The 15,748-nt window shown below is 70.2% G+C and carries 15 protein-coding genes; 8 read left to right on the plus strand and 7 right to left on the minus strand.

Annotated elements, in window-relative coordinates:
* A partial coding sequence (locus H537_RS43380) for a response regulator (RefSeq protein ID WP_211235021.1) occupies window positions 1-2,363 on the plus strand: 2,363 nt, incomplete at its 5' end.
* Window positions 2,364-2,839: 476 nt separating this feature from the next.
* On the opposite strand, the gene H537_RS0115740 is transcribed toward H537_RS43380, so the two are convergent.
* The 3 genes from H537_RS0115740 to H537_RS43385 form a co-directional block, all read right to left on the minus strand.
* Entirely contained in the window at window positions 2,840-3,100 is a 261-nt protein-coding gene (locus tag H537_RS0115740) for an H-NS family nucleoid-associated regulatory protein (protein ID WP_028998669.1), read from the minus strand.
* Between the two features lie 132 nt (window positions 3,101-3,232).
* A complete protein-coding gene (locus H537_RS0115745; protein ID WP_028998670.1) occupies window positions 3,233-3,451 on the minus strand; it encodes a hypothetical protein in 219 nt (72 codons plus the stop codon).
* Between the two features lie 132 nt (window positions 3,452-3,583).
* The gene (locus H537_RS43385) at window positions 3,584-4,396 is read right to left on the minus strand and encodes a replication initiation protein (protein ID WP_238446702.1); all 813 of its coding nucleotides are present in this window, start codon (window positions 4,394-4,396) and stop codon (window positions 3,584-3,586) included.
* A 1,258-nt stretch (window positions 4,397-5,654) separates the two neighbouring features.
* Here H537_RS43385 and fucP point away from each other — a divergent pair.
* The 3 genes from fucP (at window position 5,655) to H537_RS43395 (ending at window position 8,537) form a co-directional block, all read left to right on the plus strand.
* A complete protein-coding gene (fucP, locus tag H537_RS0115765) occupies window positions 5,655-7,004 on the plus strand; it encodes an L-fucose:H+ symporter permease (protein WP_028998671.1) in 1,350 nt (449 codons plus the stop codon).
* A gap of 70 nt (window positions 7,005-7,074) precedes the next feature.
* Window positions 7,075-7,425, plus strand: coding sequence for a hypothetical protein (locus H537_RS43390; protein ID WP_043458939.1), 351 nt, complete (start codon window positions 7,075-7,077; stop codon window positions 7,423-7,425).
* Between the two features lie 98 nt (window positions 7,426-7,523).
* Window positions 7,524-8,537, plus strand: a complete 1,014-nt coding sequence (locus H537_RS43395; protein WP_043458941.1) for an alpha/beta hydrolase family protein — start codon at window positions 7,524-7,526, stop codon at window positions 8,535-8,537.
* A 10-nt stretch (window positions 8,538-8,547) separates the two neighbouring features.
* Here the strand turns inward: H537_RS43395 and H537_RS0115780 are convergent, their stop codons facing one another.
* Complete coding sequence (locus tag H537_RS0115780) at window positions 8,548-9,453, minus strand: LysR substrate-binding domain-containing protein (RefSeq protein ID WP_028998672.1); 906 nt, start codon at window positions 9,451-9,453, stop codon at window positions 8,548-8,550.
* Window positions 9,454-9,572: 119 nt separating this feature from the next.
* Here H537_RS0115780 and H537_RS0115785 point away from each other — a divergent pair, with 119 nt between their 5' ends.
* The 3 genes from H537_RS0115785 (at window position 9,573) to H537_RS0115795 (ending at window position 11,375) form a co-directional block, all read left to right on the plus strand.
* Window positions 9,573-10,796: an MFS transporter gene (locus tag H537_RS0115785; protein ID WP_051242732.1), complete on the plus strand. Its 1,224-nt coding sequence runs from the start codon at window positions 9,573-9,575 to the stop codon at window positions 10,794-10,796.
* Entirely contained in the window at window positions 10,793-10,927 is a 135-nt protein-coding gene (locus H537_RS56280) for a hypothetical protein (protein WP_259375232.1), read from the plus strand. The genes H537_RS0115785 and H537_RS56280 overlap by 4 nt, the downstream gene beginning before the upstream one ends.
* A gap of 121 nt (window positions 10,928-11,048) precedes the next feature.
* Window positions 11,049-11,375: a hypothetical protein gene (locus H537_RS0115795; RefSeq protein WP_028998674.1), complete on the plus strand. Its 327-nt coding sequence runs from the start codon at window positions 11,049-11,051 to the stop codon at window positions 11,373-11,375.
* A 56-nt stretch (window positions 11,376-11,431) separates the two neighbouring features.
* Here the strand turns inward: H537_RS0115795 and H537_RS0115800 are convergent, their stop codons facing one another.
* Complete coding sequence (locus H537_RS0115800; protein WP_028998675.1) at window positions 11,432-11,719, minus strand: hypothetical protein; 288 nt, start codon at window positions 11,717-11,719, stop codon at window positions 11,432-11,434.
* Window positions 11,720-11,981: 262 nt separating this feature from the next.
* Here H537_RS0115800 and H537_RS43400 point away from each other — a divergent pair, with 262 nt between their 5' ends.
* The gene (locus H537_RS43400) at window positions 11,982-13,274 is read left to right on the plus strand and encodes a bifunctional alpha/beta hydrolase/OsmC family protein (RefSeq protein ID WP_064735986.1); all 1,293 of its coding nucleotides are present in this window, start codon (window positions 11,982-11,984) and stop codon (window positions 13,272-13,274) included.
* Window positions 13,275-13,284: 10 nt separating this feature from the next.
* Here H537_RS43400 and H537_RS0115810 read toward each other — a convergent pair whose 3' ends face one another.
* Both H537_RS0115810 and ccoG read right to left on the minus strand, forming a co-directional pair.
* Window positions 13,285-14,232 (minus strand): DedA family protein/thiosulfate sulfurtransferase GlpE, encoded by a 948-nt coding sequence (locus H537_RS0115810; protein WP_238446700.1) that lies wholly within the window; start codon window positions 14,230-14,232, stop codon window positions 13,285-13,287.
* Between the two features lie 180 nt (window positions 14,233-14,412).
* A partial coding sequence (gene ccoG, locus H537_RS0115815; RefSeq protein WP_028998677.1) for a cytochrome c oxidase accessory protein CcoG occupies window positions 14,413-15,748 on the minus strand: 1,336 nt, incomplete at its 5' end.

Genomic DNA, 15,748 nt, shown 5'->3' on the forward strand with positions numbered 1-15,748 from the left:
CCGACGGCCACGTGGACTGGTACAACAAGCGCTGGCACGAGTACACCGGGCTGAGCGATACCAACAGCACGGGCGAGGGGTGGGCAGCCAGCATCCACCCCGACGACCTGCCCGCGACCCAGGCGGCCTGGCAGCGTGCCCTGGCCGAGCCCGGGCCGGTCATGCACGAGCACCGCATCCGCCGGCATGACGGCCAGTACCGCCGGCACCTGCTGCGGGTCGAGCCGGTTTTCGACGGACAAGGACGGGCTGTGCGCTGGTTTGGCTCGGCCACCGACATCCATGAGCAGCGCACCGCACGCGACCTGCTGGAGCAGCAGGTGCGCCAGCGCACCGCCGAGCTCCAAGCCCTGAGCGAGCGCGAGAAGGCCATCGTCGCGAGCGCTCGCATCGCCGTCATCTCCACCGACCTGGAAGGGCACATCACCTCCTTCAACCCGGCCGCCGAGGCCATGTTCCGCAGCCCGGCACAGCAGGTCCTGGGGCGCCTGGTGACGGACTTCTGCGAGCCCGAGGAGCTGACCTACAAGGCGCAGTTCTTCCCGCCCGATGTCCAGGCGGAGGGGGCGCGCATGCCCGCGGCGCTCATCGCCGGCCTGCTGCCCGAGCGGGCGCGCCCGGACGAAGGCCCGCGCAACGAGTGGACGTACGTGCGCGACGACGGCACCTCGTTCCCCGGGCTGCTGCACCTGAGCGTGCTGCGCGACGCGCAGGGACAGGCCATGGGCTTCCTGGTGCTGCTGACCGACCTCACCGAGCGCAAGGCGCTCGAAGAGCAGCTGCGCGAGCGCACGCGCCAAGCCGAGGTGGCCAGCGCGGCCAAGACGGCGTTCCTGGCCAATACGAGCCACGAGATCCGCACGCCGATGAACGCCATCCTCGGGCTCACCCACCTGCTGCTGCGCGACACCAGCGATCCGCTGCAGCAGCAGCGCCTGGGGCAGGTTCAGGATGCGGCCAGGCACCTGTTGCAGGTCCTCAACGACATCCTGGACCTCTCCAAGATCGAGGCTGGCAAGATGGTGCTGGAGGACAGCGAGTTCGACCTCGACAAGTTGCTGGGCCGGTCGCTGGCGATGGTGCGCGGCCTGGCGGCCGACAAGGGGCTCGAGTTTTCCCTGGACACCGACGACCTGCCCAAGCGCCTGAACGGCGACCCCACGCGGCTGTCGCAGGCGCTGCTGAACCTGTTGTCCAACGCGGTGAAGTTCACTTCCAGCGGCTCGGTGCGGCTGGGCGGCGAACTGCTGTGCGAGGAAGGAAAGCGGCTGCTGGTACGCTTCGAGGTGCAGGACACCGGGCCGGGCATCTCGCCGGAGCGCCAGCAGGCCGTGTTCGAGGCTTTCGAGCAGGCTGATGGCTCGACCACCCGGCGCCATGGCGGCACCGGCCTGGGCTTGACGCTGGTTCGTCATCTTGCCGTGTTGATGGGCGGCGAAGTCGGGCTGCAAAGCGTGCCGGGGGAGGGCAGCACCTTCTGGTTTACCGCTTGGCTGGCCCGCGCCGGGCAGCTTGGTGAAGAGGCCGCGCCGGTGACGCTCAAGGGCCGGCGCGCACTGGTCATCAGCGACGCGGCCGAGGCTCTGGGCGAGCTGAGCGAGTTACTCTCGATGCTGGGGCTGGAGCCCGATGCACGGCTGGGCAGCCAGCAGGCCCTCACGCGGCTGCAAACCGGCATGGCCACCGCCCGACCCTACGACGTGGCGGTGATCGACTCGCGCACGCCGGTGGACAGTGTTGAAACCCTGGGCGAGCTGCGTGAGCTGCTCGGCGCTGCCATGCCGCCGGCGGTGCTGGTCACGCCTGTCGCCGACAGAAAGCTGCAGCAGCTTGCGCGGGAAGAGGAGGGCGACGCCGTGCTGGTGAAGCCCATCACGGACTCGGTGCTGCGCGACACGTTGGTGCAAGTGCTGCAGCGCCGCGGTGGCTTCGAAATCGAGCCGCTCTCCAGGGAGGAGGCCGAGGCGTTGCTGCGCTCGCGCCACAGCGGCCAGCGTGTGCTGCTGGTCGAGGACCACTTCGTCAACCAGGCAGTGGCGGCTGCCGTGCTGCGTGCCGTGTCCCTGGAGGTGGAGACCGCCGACAACGGCCGCACGGCGCTGGAGCTGGTGTCCACCAGACCCTACGACCTCGTGCTGATGGACATCCAGATGCCGGTGATGGATGGCCTGGAGGCCACGAGGCAGATTCGCCAGCGCCTTGGCACAGGACTGCCGATCGTTGCCATGACGGCCAATGCTTTCGGGGAGGACCGGCAGGCCTGCCTGGACGCTGGCATGGACGACCATATCGCCAAGCCCGTGGAGCCCGCGCGGCTGTATGCGACGTTGCTGCGATGGTTGCCGCCGCCCAAGGCTTCTTGAATCAACACTACACAGGGGCCGCGGTGCCGGAGCGGGTTTGAACAGGAGCTGTAACTGCGCCGCTCTGATAAGGCTCAGCGAAATCAGGCAGTTCCAGCACGTGCTCGATGGGCCGGGGTAGCTGCCAAGCCTGGACTGAATCATTTGCACGTGTGAACGGCTACTTTCGAACCTGATCCTTAAGGAGCATCCGAACGTAACCAGCGCCGGCCGCGTCCCGTGCCTGCGGCGGGATTGTTCGGCACGCTCAAGCGGCTGGAGCGGCCTACGCCGCAGGAGGGTTTCGACGTGCTGCGACGGGTACGTATCCGCCCGAAAAGCGGATTCGAGGTCCTGCCCCTGGCTGAAGCGGGTTGAGATCAAATCACTCATTCAAAGCTTGCGCAAAAGCGAGCACGTCCCGGCCTGCAAAGCAGGTCGGGACGCGGTGGCATAGCCCGGACACAGTGCCCGGCCGGGGCCGGGCGCGGGCGGGCTCAGCCCGGCTGCTTACGCGGCCGGCCGCGGCGTCGGGGCGGCGGCGCTTCCAGCCCCAGGTCTTCCGGTGTCAGCTCAAAGGCCCGCATGAGGTTGCGAATCTTCACCAGCGCTTCCAGCCGGGTGTCGTCTTCCATTGCCTTGAGCTGCGCCTCGGCCTGGGCCAGTTCCGCACGCAACTCGGCGACGCGCACCTGCAGCGACTCGCGGGTGGGCTTGGCAACCGGCTTCACCCAGCCGGTGGGGACGTCCTCTTCCATGTGGATCCCTGACATTGCATGACTCCCTGCGGTTTTGGCTCTCAGCAGCGAACGGTACGCCGGGGCCGCCAAGAACGGCATCCCGGTGCCATGAAACACAGGTTTTGCGACGGCGTACCAGCGCGTGGCCCTTCAGCTCTCGAACAGCCTGGTCTGGGGCCCGCCCTCGGCGCGCTCGCTGCGGGCGGCCTTCTTCAAGGTCGACAGCACATGCTGGACAAAGGCAAAGCGCAAGCGGTCGTTCGCGCGCAGCTCCGCATCTGTGACCGGACCCTTGGACCGCTTGAGCTGCGTCTGCAGCGCCCGGAACGGTGTGGTCCGGGCGAAGGACGCCAGCAGGGCGGCCAGCACGTCCTCGTCCAGGCCCAGATAGGGCTCAAAGCCGCGCTCGCCGCCGCGCTCGTATTCGCGCTGCAGGGCCGCGGTGGCCGCATCCGTCGGCTCGGCTGCCGATACCGCCGCGGCGGCGGCCGGGGGCGAGCGCTAGCCATCCGGCGCCGCAGCCGCGGTGGCCGGCGTGGGCAGCGCGTCCTCCAACTCGGCCGTGGGAATGGTCCAGCCTTTCTTGAGTGCCTTCACCAGCAGCTTGTCCGGAGCGTGCACCTTCTTGCCGCCGTTCTTCATGCGGTGGCGCACGAAGGCGACAGCGGCCTGGATGCGCTCCTGCGTGAACTCGTGCGGGCTGCGCGCGATGTCCTCAATCTCCCGGGTGCCCAGCCCGAACTCGCCGCGTAGCGTGTCGTAGAGCTCCTTGCGCGCCTCCGGCTCGTGGAACTGCTGCATGCCCTTGCCCTGCTGCTCGCGGAATGAGAAGCGGATGTGCGTCACCTTCTTGGAGCCCGGCGAGAAGCGCGTCTCGTACTCCACCTGCAGGTCGGAGAGCTCGTTGATCTGCGTCTTGGCGACTTCGAGCACGCGGCGCTTGAAGGCCTTGAACTCGTTGGCGTACTTGTCGCCGCTGGCGCCGGCCCAGCGCCGGGCCTCGTCCACGCTCACCCGTTCTGTGGGCAAGCCCTTGAAAGCCACCGAGCGCAGCCGCTCGTACAGCGCATGCGCGTACTGCGAGGAGAAGGCCGACGTGGTGCGCAGAGACAGGAGGGTGTAGTCGCGCTGGTCCTTCTGCAGCCGGCGAATGGCCGGGTGGAACTGGACGTACACGCGCCCGCCGGTGACCGCCACCATGTTCACCAGCGAGATCGAGACGAAGTCCTTGAGCTCGGCGCCGGCGCGCGCGTTCGCGTGCTCGACCTCGACCAGCACGGTGGACTTCTGCGTCTCGCGCAGTGCCTCGCGCATGTAGGACACTTTGCACAAATCCGTACACCTTCGCGCACAGAGACGTCACCTTGCCTTGCACAAGGACGTCACCTTGAGCACAAGGCTGTCACCTTGCCAGGGGTACCGGCACAAGCGCGTCACCTTGCTAGATCCAAGTCTTTGAGTCGATTCGCGTTTTCGGCCCCTTAATGCTTGCTTGTTTTAGCTGCTTAAAGGCTAGCCAGCAGGCCGCTGAGAAGTCTCCAGTTCCCTGCGCGCAATCAAGGCACGGCAAGCGGGCATCGAGCGCTTTGCAGCCTCGTCGATATCCGTCCAGAGCTGTTGTTGACGAGATCCGGCAAAGGTGACGTTTTTGTGCATGGTGGCGGCGCTTGGTGCTTCTCAAGCATGGCCGGGCACAAGGTGACGTTCTTGTGCGGCGGGCTTTGTCCATAGATAGGTATCGCAGCTCGCGCCTGGGTCAAGACGCGCACAAATCCGTCACCTTCAGGGAACTGCCGTACCAGCTCCGGTGAGCTGGGTACACAAGAGCGTCACCTTGCCGGTCCGCGGCGACCGGGCAGATCCGCACCTGCACAAGTTTGTCACCATCGCCACGCGGTTGTGGCTTCGAGGTGACCTGCTTGCCACACGGGCCATAACGCACGAGTACAACAACTCACCAATCGCCAAGCTCACGGCGATTAGGGCTCAACCACCGGAATCACGCCAAAATTACGAATCGGGGTTTGATGCCACACATTGAGCCGCAGGCCTTTGACCTGCAATCGCTGCAAGCGCTCAACTCGAGCGCGCGGCATTTCCTGGGTGACCTGCGCCAACGCATGTTCGAACCGCAACCGCGCAAGGTGCCGCCAGTCTCACCATGCGCGACGCGCTGGGCGAGCGCCGCACGGTAGAGGTAAGCGGGCCAGCGATGGTCAGCGCGTCGTGGTTATGAACTTCAAGCTCACCCTGGGAACGGCACGCGGCAACATGCAGCGCGGCGCAATGCTGAAGCCCGCAGGCTGTCCAGGCCTGTCGGCGCAGCTGCGCCTGGCCGTGCAGTGCTAGGCGTTGCCGGCGGAGCGGCTGGACCGGCTGGGCGCGTTGCTGGCGCAGCATCCCGCGGCGGAACGGGCGCCCGCGCGGGTGGTGGCGGTGGTGCAGAAGATGGAGGGCTGAGGCGGGGAATACGGGCCGCCGGCCTCGTCGCCGGCTGGTTTGGCCCTGCACCGAATGGCTGCGCCCAGGCGGGCCGCTTGCCGCAAGGCGGGCCCGACGCAGGAGACACGCCATGGCCCACGGGTTTCCCACAGCGACTCCCGGCAGCAGTTCCGCCTCCGGTACTCGGCAGCCGGACTACACCGCACCGCTGGTCGTGCTCACCTCGCTGTTCTTCATGTGGGGCTTCATCACCGCGCTGAACGACATCCTGATTCCGCACCTGCGGGCGGTGTTCACGCTCAGCTACGTGCAGGCGATGCTCATCCAGTTCTGCTTCTTCACGGCCTACTTGGTGATCTCGGTGCCGGCGGGCCACCTCGTCAGGAGGCTGGGCTACAAGCGCGGGATCATCGTCGGCCTGGTGGTGGCGGGCGTCGGGTGCCTGCTGTTCCACCCGGCCGCCGGCCAGTCCTCCTACGCCTTCTTCCTGGGCGCGCTGTTCATCCTGGCCTCGGGCATCACGCTGCTGCAGGTGGCGGCCAATCCCTACGTCACCGTGCTGGGGCCACCCGAAACCGCCTCCGCGCGCCTGAACCTGACCCAGGCCTTCAACTCGCTGGGCACCACGCTGGCGCCGCTGCTGGGCTCGGTGCTGATCCTGGCCGTGGCCGTGAAGCCGGCCGAGGAGGTGAGCCGCATGGGCGCCGCGGAGCGCGCGGCCTATGCCGCCGAGCAGGCCTCCTCCGTGCAGTTGCCCTACGTGGGGCTGGCGGCGGTGCTGCTGCTGATCGCGGTGGTCATCGCACTGTCGAAGTTGCCCGTCATCCGGGAGCCCGAGCAGCCGGCGGAGCTGCCGCAGGACGCGCCGCGGGCGGTCTACCACACGCATGACAGCGCCTGGCAGTACCGGCACCTGGTGCTGGGTGCGCTGGGGATCTTTCTGTACGTCGGCGCCGAGGTGTCCATCGGCAGCTTCCTCGTGAACTTCATGGCCGAGCCCTCGGTGGCCGGGCTGCCGGAGGAGCGGGCGGCCCGCTACCTGTCGTTGTACTGGGGCGGCGCCATGGTGGGCCGCTTCATCGGCGCCGCGCTGCTGAAGAAGGTGCGCCCGGGCCGCCTGCTGGCCTTCAACGCGCTGGTGGTGGCGGCGCTGCTGCTGCTGGCCATGCTCGTCGCCGGGCCGCTGGCGATGTGGGCGCTGCTGGCGATTGGGCTGTTCAACTCCATCATGTTCCCGACCATCTTCAGCCTGGCCATCGAGGGACTGGGCCGTCACACCGGCGAGGGCTCGGGCGTGGTGTGCATGGCCATCGTCGGCGGCGCCATCGTGCCGGTGGTGATGGGCTTCTTCGCCGACCGCATCGGGCTGCTACACGCCTTCTTCGTGCCGCTGCTGTGCTACCTCTACATCGCCTACTACGGCCTCAAGGGCCACTACGCGGACTTCGAGCCGGCGCCCACCGCGCAGCAGCGCGCCTAAGGCGGCGCGGCATGGGGTTTGCCCGGGTACGGACTTGTGCTTGTCCGGCCTCAGGCCGCGGGAGAACGTGATGGACATGGAACAGGACCAGCTGCGCCGGCGCGTCAACGAGGTCGCGCAATACGCCGAGGACGCCAAGCGCGCCTCCTACGGCAACGCGGTGCCTGCCGAGGTGCGCGAGTGCGTGGACAAGATGTACTGGCAGGCGCGCCAGGCCCGCGAGGCCTGCACCGCGGCGCCGCAGCAGCAACAGCAGTCCGCCGGGCCGGACACGGTGCGCTCGCTGGTGGAGGAGCTGGAGCAGCTGGGCGACCGCGCGGTGGCGGCGTGCCAGGCCAGTGGCAACGTCGATCCGCCGCTGCAACAGGCGGTGCAGCGAGCGCACGAGGAGTTCTCCCGGCTCAAGCAGCAGATGCAGTAGCGAAATCGCGCGGCCGGGTCGCCGCGCGGCATGCCGACGGGGCATGCGAGGTATGAGAACTTGTCGTTTGAGCCGGCCGGGCGCGGTTCCTAGCATCCATGCATCGACCCCACCGCCGCGCCCGCCAGATGGACTCTCCCGCCGCCTCGCCCCGTCCCGTCTCCTTCACCGCCGCGGACGGCTACCAGCTCAACGGTTTCGTCTGGCGGCATCCCGGCCCCGGGCGGGAGCGCCCGGTAGTCGTGGTCAACCCGGCCACCTCGGTGCGCTGCCGCTACTACGCGCGCTTCGCCGCCTTCCTGCATGCGCACGGCTTCGACGTGCTCTGCTACGACTACCGCGGCATCGGCGAGTCGCGCCCGCGCAGCCTGCGCGGCTTCGAGGCGGGGTGGATCGACTGGGGCCGGCTGGACTTCGAGGCGGCGCTGCAGCTCGCCTCGGACCGCTTCCCGGGCCAGCCGGTGCAGGTGGTGGCGCACAGCGTCGGCGGCTTCCTGATCGGGCTGGCACCCTCCAGCCACCGCGTCTCGCGCGTGTTCAGCATGGGCGCGCAGTACGCGCACTGGCGCGACTACCACCGCGCCCGGCGTCTGCGCCTGCTGCTGAAGTGGCACGTGGTGATGCCGGCGCTGACCGCCGTGCTGGGCTACTTCCCCGGCGGGCGCCTGGGCTGGCTGGAGGACACGCCGCGCGGCGTGGTGCGCGACTGGACCGCGCCGCATCCGCGCTTCGAGGACAACTGGCGCCGCGGCGCGCTGGTGCTGCCGCCGGCCGAGCTCGACGCGCTGGTCGCGCGCTTCGCCGCGGTGCGCGGCGAGACGCTGGCGCTGAGCCTGAGCGACGACGACTTCGGCACGGTGCCGGCGGTGCAGCGGCTGCTGGGCTACTACCGCCACAGCGCGCGCACCCATTTGCACCTGAAGCCCGAGGCTATCGGCCAGGCGCGGGTGGGGCACTTCGCCTTCTTCCACAGCCGCTTCGAGCACAGCCTGTGGCCGCTGGCGCTGGAGTGGCTGCGGCACGGCCGGCTGCCGGCGCAGCCGCGGGGGGAGGTATTCACGTGGCCGCCGGACGCGGCCGAGGCGGCGCCAACGGTGCTCCAGGCGGCGTAGCAGCGGCGCTTCAACCCGAGGCGCAGGCCGCCGCCTCGGCGCAGATCCAGTCCACGAATTCCCGCGCCTCCGGCGCCGGGTTCGCCTCGGCCTGGATCAGCCAGTAATCCGCCGGGGCCGGCAACGGTGGGCCGAGCGCGATCAACCGCCCGTCGGCCAGCATCGGCGCAATCAGCACGCGCCGCCCCAGCGCAATGCCCTGGCCAGCCACGGCCGCGTGGATGAGCTGGTCGTACTGGTTGAAGCGCAGCACGCCGCGCGGACGCAAATCCCTCCAACCCTGGCGCTCCAGCCAGGAACTCCATTGCAGCCAGGGCCGGTAGGGGCCGTCGAACTCCAGCAGCACCTGCGACTCCACGGTCTCCGGCGCCGACAGCGCCGCGAGGCCCAGCGACGGATGCGCCACCGGCACGATGTCCTCGCCGAACAGGCGCTGTGCCCCCGCCGGCATGGCCTCGCGTGCGCCGTAGCGGATCGCCAGATCAATGCCCTCGGCCTGCAGGTCCATCGCGCGGCTGTTGGCCGAGACGCGCACCTCGATGTCCGGATGCCGCTGCAGGAAGGCGCCCAGCCGCGGCATCAGCCACAGCCCGGTCACGCCGATGGTGGAGGTCAGCGTCACCATGCGCCGCCCGGTGCGCCCGGTCAGCGCGCCCACCACGTCCTGCAGCTGCTGCACCGCGCTGTCGGCGCTGCGGAACAGCCGCTCGCCCTCCGGCGTGAAGGCGATGCTTCGGTGCCCGCGCACCAGCAGCTTCAGCCCCAGCGCCTCCTCCAGCGCCAGGATCTGGCGGCTGACCGCCGACTGCGTCAGGCACAGGTCCTGCGCCGCCAGCGTGATGCTCATGCGGCGCCCGACCGCGACGAAGCCGCGCACCAGGTCAAGCGAGGGGAGGCGAAGAAGCGGGGCTGACATTCCTGAAGCGCATGCGTTGCTGACCGAGAACTCGTTTGAGACCCAGTTCTGCCGCCAGTGTAATGACCGCATCGTGAATGCCGCTGCCCGGCGTGGTAGCGGCCAGGCAGGAGCAGCCCATGAATGCGGTGGTGGAATGCGAGGCGGACCGGCGCAGCCGGCCTTGGCGGATCGTCGTGGCCGGCGGCCTGGTGATGGGGCTGGCGCTCGGGGTGCGGCACGCGCAGGGCATCTTCCTATTGCCGGTCACGCTGGACCACGGCTGGCCGCGCGAGACCTTCGGTTTCGCCATCGCGGTGCAGAACCTGGTCTGGGGCCTGGCGCAGCCCGTCACCGGCATGGTGGCGGACCGCTTCGGCTCGCGCCGGGTGGTGATCGGCGGGCTGCTGTGCTACGCGGCGGGGCTGCTGCTGATGTCGCGCGCGCCCACGCCGACGGCCTTCACGCTCTCGGCGGGGCTGTGCATCGGCATGGGGCTCTCGGGCACCGCCTTCGGCACGGTGTACGGCGCGCTCAGCCGCCTGGTGGCGCCGGCGCAGCGCAGCTGGGCCCTGGGCATGGCCGGCGCGGTGGGCGGGCTGGGGCAGTTCGTCGTGCTGCCCGCGTCGCAGGGGCTGATCGCGTCGCTCGGCTGGGCCGGGGCGCTGGCGGTGCTGGGCCTGGCCTGCGCGCTGCTGCTGCCGTGTGCGAAGCCGCTCAACGATCGGCCGGCCGCCGCGTCGCCGGGCCGGCAGCGGCTGTCCAGCGCGCTGCGCGAGGCTTTCGGGCACCGCGGCTTCTGGCTGCTCAACCTGGGCTTCCTGGCCTGCGGCTTCCAGCTCGCCTTCATCGCCGCCCATCTGCCGGCCTACGTGCTTGACCGTGGCTTGCCGGCGCGGCATGCCGTGGCCGGGCTGGCGCTGGTGGCGCTGGCCAACGTCGCGGGCACCTACGTGCTGGGCGCGCTGGGCGGGCGGCACCGCCGCAAGCACCTGCTGGCCGGCGTGTACCTGGCCCGCTCGCTGGCGATGACCGCCTTCGTGCTGCTGCCGCTGAGCCCGTGGAGCCTGTACGCCTTCTGCGCGGTGATGGGCTTCCTCTGGCTGGGCACGGTGCCGCTGACCAACGGGCTGGTGTCGCAGGTGTTCGGCGTGCAGTACATCGCCACGCTGTTCGGCTTCGTGTTCTTCGGGCACCAGCTCGGCGCCTTCCTGGGCGTATGGCTGGGCGCAGTGGTGTTCGACGCGACGCGCTCCTACGACGCGATCTGGCTGGCCGGCATCGGCCTGGGGCTGCTGGCCGCGCTGCTGCACTGGCCCATCGACGACCGCCCGCTCGTGCGCGCCGCGCCGGCCGCGGCATGAAGCCCGCTCGCCGGCTCGTCCTGGCCGTCGCGCTGGGCGGCACGCTGGCCTGGGTTTTCAGCCAATGGTTGCGCCCGGAACACGTGCTCGACCTCGCGGCCGGCCTGGCGTTCTGCGGCTTGGCGCGGTGATATTCGGCACGCGGGCGGAAGGCCTGGCTCCCGGCACGGCATCCAAAAGCCGCGGGCTTGCGGTATGCGGCGAAAATACCCGCTTTGATCTTTGACCCGGGACGTCAGCGTCCACGCATCCATGAAGCACACCCAACAGCAGCCCGCCGTCGCACCCGCCGCACCCACCCCCAAGAAGAAGAGTGCGCCGGAGTCGCCGCTGGCCGCCGCCTTCGACCGCCTGGCGCAGAAGAGCGGTTTCGAGAACTGGAAGGAGCTCGACCGCGAGGCGCCGCTGCCCACGCGCTCCACCGCGCCGGTGCGTGCGTCCATCGACCCGGACGCCAAGCCCGAGCCGCCGAAGATCTCCGGCAAGCAGCAGGCGGCCGGCCAGGGCGCAGCGGACGTGTCTTTCGCCGATTTCGTCAAGGGCGCGCAGCAGCTGCCCAGAGCCAACAAGCGCGCCTGACCTGGGCGCGCGCCGGACGCCCGCCCTCGCGCGGTGTCCGGGCCCCGGGACCCCGCTCACGCGGCAGCGCAGTGAAGCGCCCGGCCGGTGCCCGTGGCCCCGTGCAGTTGCTGCATCTCCTGCAACAGGATGGTGGTGGAGATGTCCTCGAACTCCTCCATCGGCAGGCTGCGATCGAAGGCATAGCCCCACTTGCCGAACAGCGGCTGCCAGTACGACTCGCCGGCCGGCGTGAAGCTCAGCACCCCGTCGTCGTCGATCTCGTACTGGATCTCGCCGGGCAGGACGTGATCCGCGAATTCCGCATAGGACAGGGCCGGGGTGTCGGTCCTCAACATGGTCATGGTGCAAGTCCTCTTGTACAGGCCCCGCAGTGTCGGGTAGTGCCGGGGCTTGGCTCTGCCGTCCGGCGCCGGTTCCCGGCGTAGGCCGTGTCTGACACGCGCCGCCCGTGTCCGGCACTTCCTGACAGTCTCGGCAGCCCGTGCGCGCCGCTGCGCTGCGGGAAGCTTCCGGTTGCAGAGCCGCCTCGCGCCGCGGCGACCCCCTGTGCCAAGCTGCGGCGCCGCAGCCGGCCGCCGGCCGGGCAAGCCAGGGAGCATCGCCATGCACAGCAAGAACTTTGAATTTCAGGGCGCGCAAGGCCAGCGGCTGTCGGGCCGGCTGGACCTGCCCGAAGGGGCGGTGCGCAGCCACGCCCTGTTTGCCCATTGCTTTACCTGCACCAAGCAGTCGCTGGCGGCCTCGCGCATCGCGCGCGCCCTGGCCGCGCAGGGCATCGGCGTGCTGCGCTTCGACTTCACCGGCCTGGGCCAGAGCGGGGGCGACTTCGCCGACAGCACCTTCAGCGGCAGCGTGGAGGATTTGCTGGCTGCGGCGCGCGCGATGCAGGCTGCGGGCATCGGGCCGCGGCTGCTGATCGGGCACAGCCTGGGCGGCGCCGCCGCGCTGGCCGCGGCCGGCAGCCTGCCGGAGCTCAAGGCGGTGGCAACGATCGCGGCGCCCTTCGACGTGCAGCACGTCAGGCAGCTCTTTGGCGACGGGCTGCAGGCGCTGCTGGAGCAGGGCGAGGCCGAGGTGCGGATCGGCGGGCGGCCGTTCCGCATGCGGCGCGACTTCCTCGACGACCTGGAGCGGCACGACCAGCGCCAGCGCATCGCGGCGCTGCGGCTGGCGCTGCTGGTGCTGCACGCGCCGCTGGACGCCATCGTGGACATCGCCAACGCCGGCGCCATCTTCCAGGCGGCGCACCACCCGAAGAGCTTCGTGTCGCTGGACGATGCCGACCACCTGCTCACGCGCGCGGAGGACGCAGCCTACGCCGCGGACGTCATCGCGGCCTGGGCCACGCGCTACCTGGGAAAGCCGGCGCCACGCGGCGCGGCCGAGCCCGGGGAGGTGGTCGTGGAGGACACGGGCGAGGGCGACTTCCAGGTCGGGGTGACGGCGGGCCCGGCCTTCTTCGTGGCCGACGAGCCGGTGGAAGTCGGCGGGGTGGGCTCCGGGCCGACGCCTTACGAGCTGGTCGCCGCGGGGCTGGGCGCCTGCACCGTGATGACGATGCGCCTGTACGCGCGCCGCAAGGGCCTGCCGCTGCGGCACGTGCGCGTGCGCCTGGGGCATGCCCGCAACGCGGGCGAGACGCCGCCGGACGTGTTCCTGCGCAACGTCACCATCGAGGGCGATCTCAGCGACGAGCAGCGCCAGCGGCTGATGGAGATCGCCGACCGCTGCCCGGTGCACAACACGCTGGAGCGTGGCGCCCGGGTGCAGACGCGGGAAGTCCGGCCGCCGCAGGCGCCGCAAGGCCTGGAAGCGGCCGGGCAGCACGCGCAGGACATGGAGGCCGACACGGGCGACATGGGCAACACGGGCGGCGCGGAGACGCCGGCGCCGTAGCCCGGCGGGCTCAGTGCGTGGCCGGCGACGGGGCAGCGGAGGGCGCCTCCTCGGCCAGCTCGTCGGCGAACCAGGCGTCCAGCCCGCCGGCCAGCGGACGCACGCGCGTGAAGCCGTGCGACTGCAGCACCCGCGCCGCCTGCGCGGCCGACACGTCGTTGGGGCAGTTGCAGTAGACGACCACCTCGTGCGCCGGGTGCAGCTGGGCGGCCAGGGCGGCGATGCCGTCGAGCTCGACGTGGCGGGCGCCGGGGATGCGGCGGGCGTCGATCTCCAGGCTGGAGAGCGGGCGCACGTCCACCACCACAGGCGGCGCCTCGCCCTGCAGCAGCGTGCGCAGCTCCTCCACGCCGATGCGCGGCATGCCCAGGTCGTGCAGCGTGCGCCGGCGGCGCCACCAGCGCAGCGCCAGCAAGGCGGCCAGCAGCACCAGCAACACGGCCAGCGCGGTGGTGCCGGCGCTGGAGAGCAGGTTCAGCACGCGCTCGATCTCGCGGCTGAACAGCAGTCCGAGTCCCAGGAACAGCAGGCTCCACAGGCCGCCGCCCAGGACCTCGAAGGCCATGAAGGTGCGCCAGGGCATGCCCAGCGCGCCGGCCATGGGCGCGGCCACCAGCGACACGCCGGGCACGAACTTGGCCGCCACCAGCGAACTGCCGCCCCAGCGGCCGATGAGCAGTTCGCTGCGCCGCACGCAGGAGTCGGGCGACAGCGACACCTTGCACAGCAGCCGCATCACGCGGTGGCCGTGGCGGCGTCCGCCGATGAACCACAACGCATCGCCGGCGATGTTGGCGACCACCGCCGCGGCCAGGGCCGCCGCCAGCGGGAAGCGCCCGGCCGCCGCCAGGCCGCCGGCCACCACCAGCAGCGGCGCGGCCGGCACGGGCATGCCCACGCGCGCGGCCAGCGTCACCACGAACACCAGCAGCACGCCATGGCGCAACAGCAAATCCACCAAGGTTTCCATCGTTCGGGAAGGGTACGGGAACCGGGACGCATGCTGCAGGCGGGCGGCCTTTTGGGCTTGCTGCGAGACGGGGCGGTATGAGTCCGTGGCAAGCCGGAAAAAAGGCGCCCGAAGGCGCCCTTGTGGGAAACGGGAAACGGCAGGTTCGGCCTGCCGGATCGCCGCGGCTCAGCGCGGCAGCACGAAGGTGGACTTCTCGCGCAGGCTGATTGCCGCGTCGCCGGCCGAGGCCTCGCGCTTGATGGTGAAGTGGATCTCGTGCGCGGCGGGCGGCGTGGAGGCCGCCGTCTCCGGCGGCACGCGCAGCAAGATCGTCACCCACTGCGCCTCGGCCGAGCCCAGGTGCAGGCGCACCGGCGCGGCCAGCGCCAGCCCGGGCAGGCCCTCGGCCGTGACGGTGTAGGACTGCGGCGCCTCGGCCGCGTTCATCACCTGCAGCCGGTACACGTTCTCCACGAAGCCGCCGTCCACCTGGCGCGCCAGCGTGGAGCGGTCGCGCACCAGGTCGGCCTTGAAGGGCGTGCGCACGGCGATGCTCCAGCCCACGGCGATGCAGATGAGGATGAGGATGCCGGTGTAGATCAGGATGCGCGGGCGCAGCACGCGCTGCAGCACCTGGCCGCGCGAGAGGTGCTGCTGCAGCCCGTTCTGCGTGTCGTAGCGCACCAGCCCGCGCGGGTAGCCCATCTTGTCCATCACGTCGTCGCACACGTCCACGCACGCGGCGCAGCCGATGCACTCGTACTGCAGGCCCTTGCGGATGTCGATGCCCGTGGGGCACACCTGCACGCACAGCGTGCAGTCCACGCACGAGCCCAGGCCTGCCTTGGCCGGGTCGGCCTTCTTCGAGCGCGAGCCGCGCGGCTCGCCGCGCTCGGCGTCGTAGCTGATGATCAGCGTGTCCTTGTCGAACATGGCACTCTGGAAGCGCGCGTAGGGGCACATGTACTTGCACACCTGCTCGCGCATGAAGCCCGCGTTGCCCCAGGTGGCGAAGCCGTAGAACAGCACCCAGAAGGTCTCCCAGGGGCTGGTGGACAGGCTCATCACCTCCCCGGCGAGCGTCTTGACGGGCGTGAAGTAGCCTACGAAGGTGAAGCCCGTCCACAGCGCAATCGCGATCCACGCGGCCTGCTTGCCGCCCTTGCGCAGCAGCTTCTGCGCGCTCCAGGGCGCCGCGTCGAGCTTCATGCGCCGGGCGCGGTCGCCCTCGATCTTGCGCTCGACCCACATGAAGATCTCGGTGTAGACCGTCTGCGGGCAGGCGTAGCCGCACCACAGCCGCCCGCCCACGGCCGTGAACAGGAAGAGCGCGTAGGCCGAGACCATCAGCAGGGCCGAGAGGTAGATCAGGTCCTGCGGGTAGAACACCAGCCCGAAGATGAAGAAGCGCCGCGCGCCGAGGTCGAACAGCACCGCCTGGCGGTCGTTCCACATCAGCCAGGGCAGCCCGTAGAAGACGATCTGCGTGAGCCACACCAGGGCCCAGCGCCATTGGGCGAAG

The sequence above is a fragment of the Azohydromonas australica DSM 1124 genome (assembly GCF_000430725.1).
GTDB lineage: Bacteria > Pseudomonadota > Gammaproteobacteria > Burkholderiales > Burkholderiaceae_C > Azohydromonas > Azohydromonas australica.

What these genes read in the sequence shown, in the direction of transcription:
- H537_RS0115780 (WP_028998672.1), bottom strand. Translation starts at nt 9,453, where the DNA reads ATGTCAGCCCCGCTTCTTCGCCTCCCCTCGCTTGACCTGGTGCGCGGC.
- H537_RS0115800 (WP_028998675.1), bottom strand. Translation starts at nt 11,719, where the DNA reads ATGACCATGTTGAGGACCGACACCCCGGCCCTGTCCTATGCGGAATTC.
- H537_RS0115795 (WP_028998674.1), top strand. Translation starts at nt 11,049, where the DNA reads ATGAAGCACACCCAACAGCAGCCCGCCGTCGCACCCGCCGCACCCACC.
- H537_RS43390 (WP_043458939.1), top strand. Translation starts at nt 7,075, where the DNA reads ATGGACATGGAACAGGACCAGCTGCGCCGGCGCGTCAACGAGGTCGCG.
- fucP (WP_028998671.1), top strand. Translation starts at nt 5,655, where the DNA reads ATGGCCCACGGGTTTCCCACAGCGACTCCCGGCAGCAGTTCCGCCTCC.
- H537_RS43400 (WP_064735986.1), top strand. Translation starts at nt 11,982, where the DNA reads ATGCACAGCAAGAACTTTGAATTTCAGGGCGCGCAAGGCCAGCGGCTG.
- H537_RS43385 (WP_238446702.1), bottom strand. Translation starts at nt 4,396, where the DNA reads ATGCGCGAGGCACTGCGCGAGACGCAGAAGTCCACCGTGCTGGTCGAG.
- H537_RS43395 (WP_043458941.1), top strand. Translation starts at nt 7,524, where the DNA reads ATGCATCGACCCCACCGCCGCGCCCGCCAGATGGACTCTCCCGCCGCC.
- H537_RS56280 (WP_259375232.1), top strand. Translation starts at nt 10,793, where the DNA reads ATGAAGCCCGCTCGCCGGCTCGTCCTGGCCGTCGCGCTGGGCGGCACG.
- H537_RS0115740 (WP_028998669.1), bottom strand. Translation starts at nt 3,100, where the DNA reads ATGGAAGAGGACGTCCCCACCGGCTGGGTGAAGCCGGTTGCCAAGCCC.
- H537_RS0115785 (WP_051242732.1), top strand. Translation starts at nt 9,573, where the DNA reads ATGAATGCGGTGGTGGAATGCGAGGCGGACCGGCGCAGCCGGCCTTGG.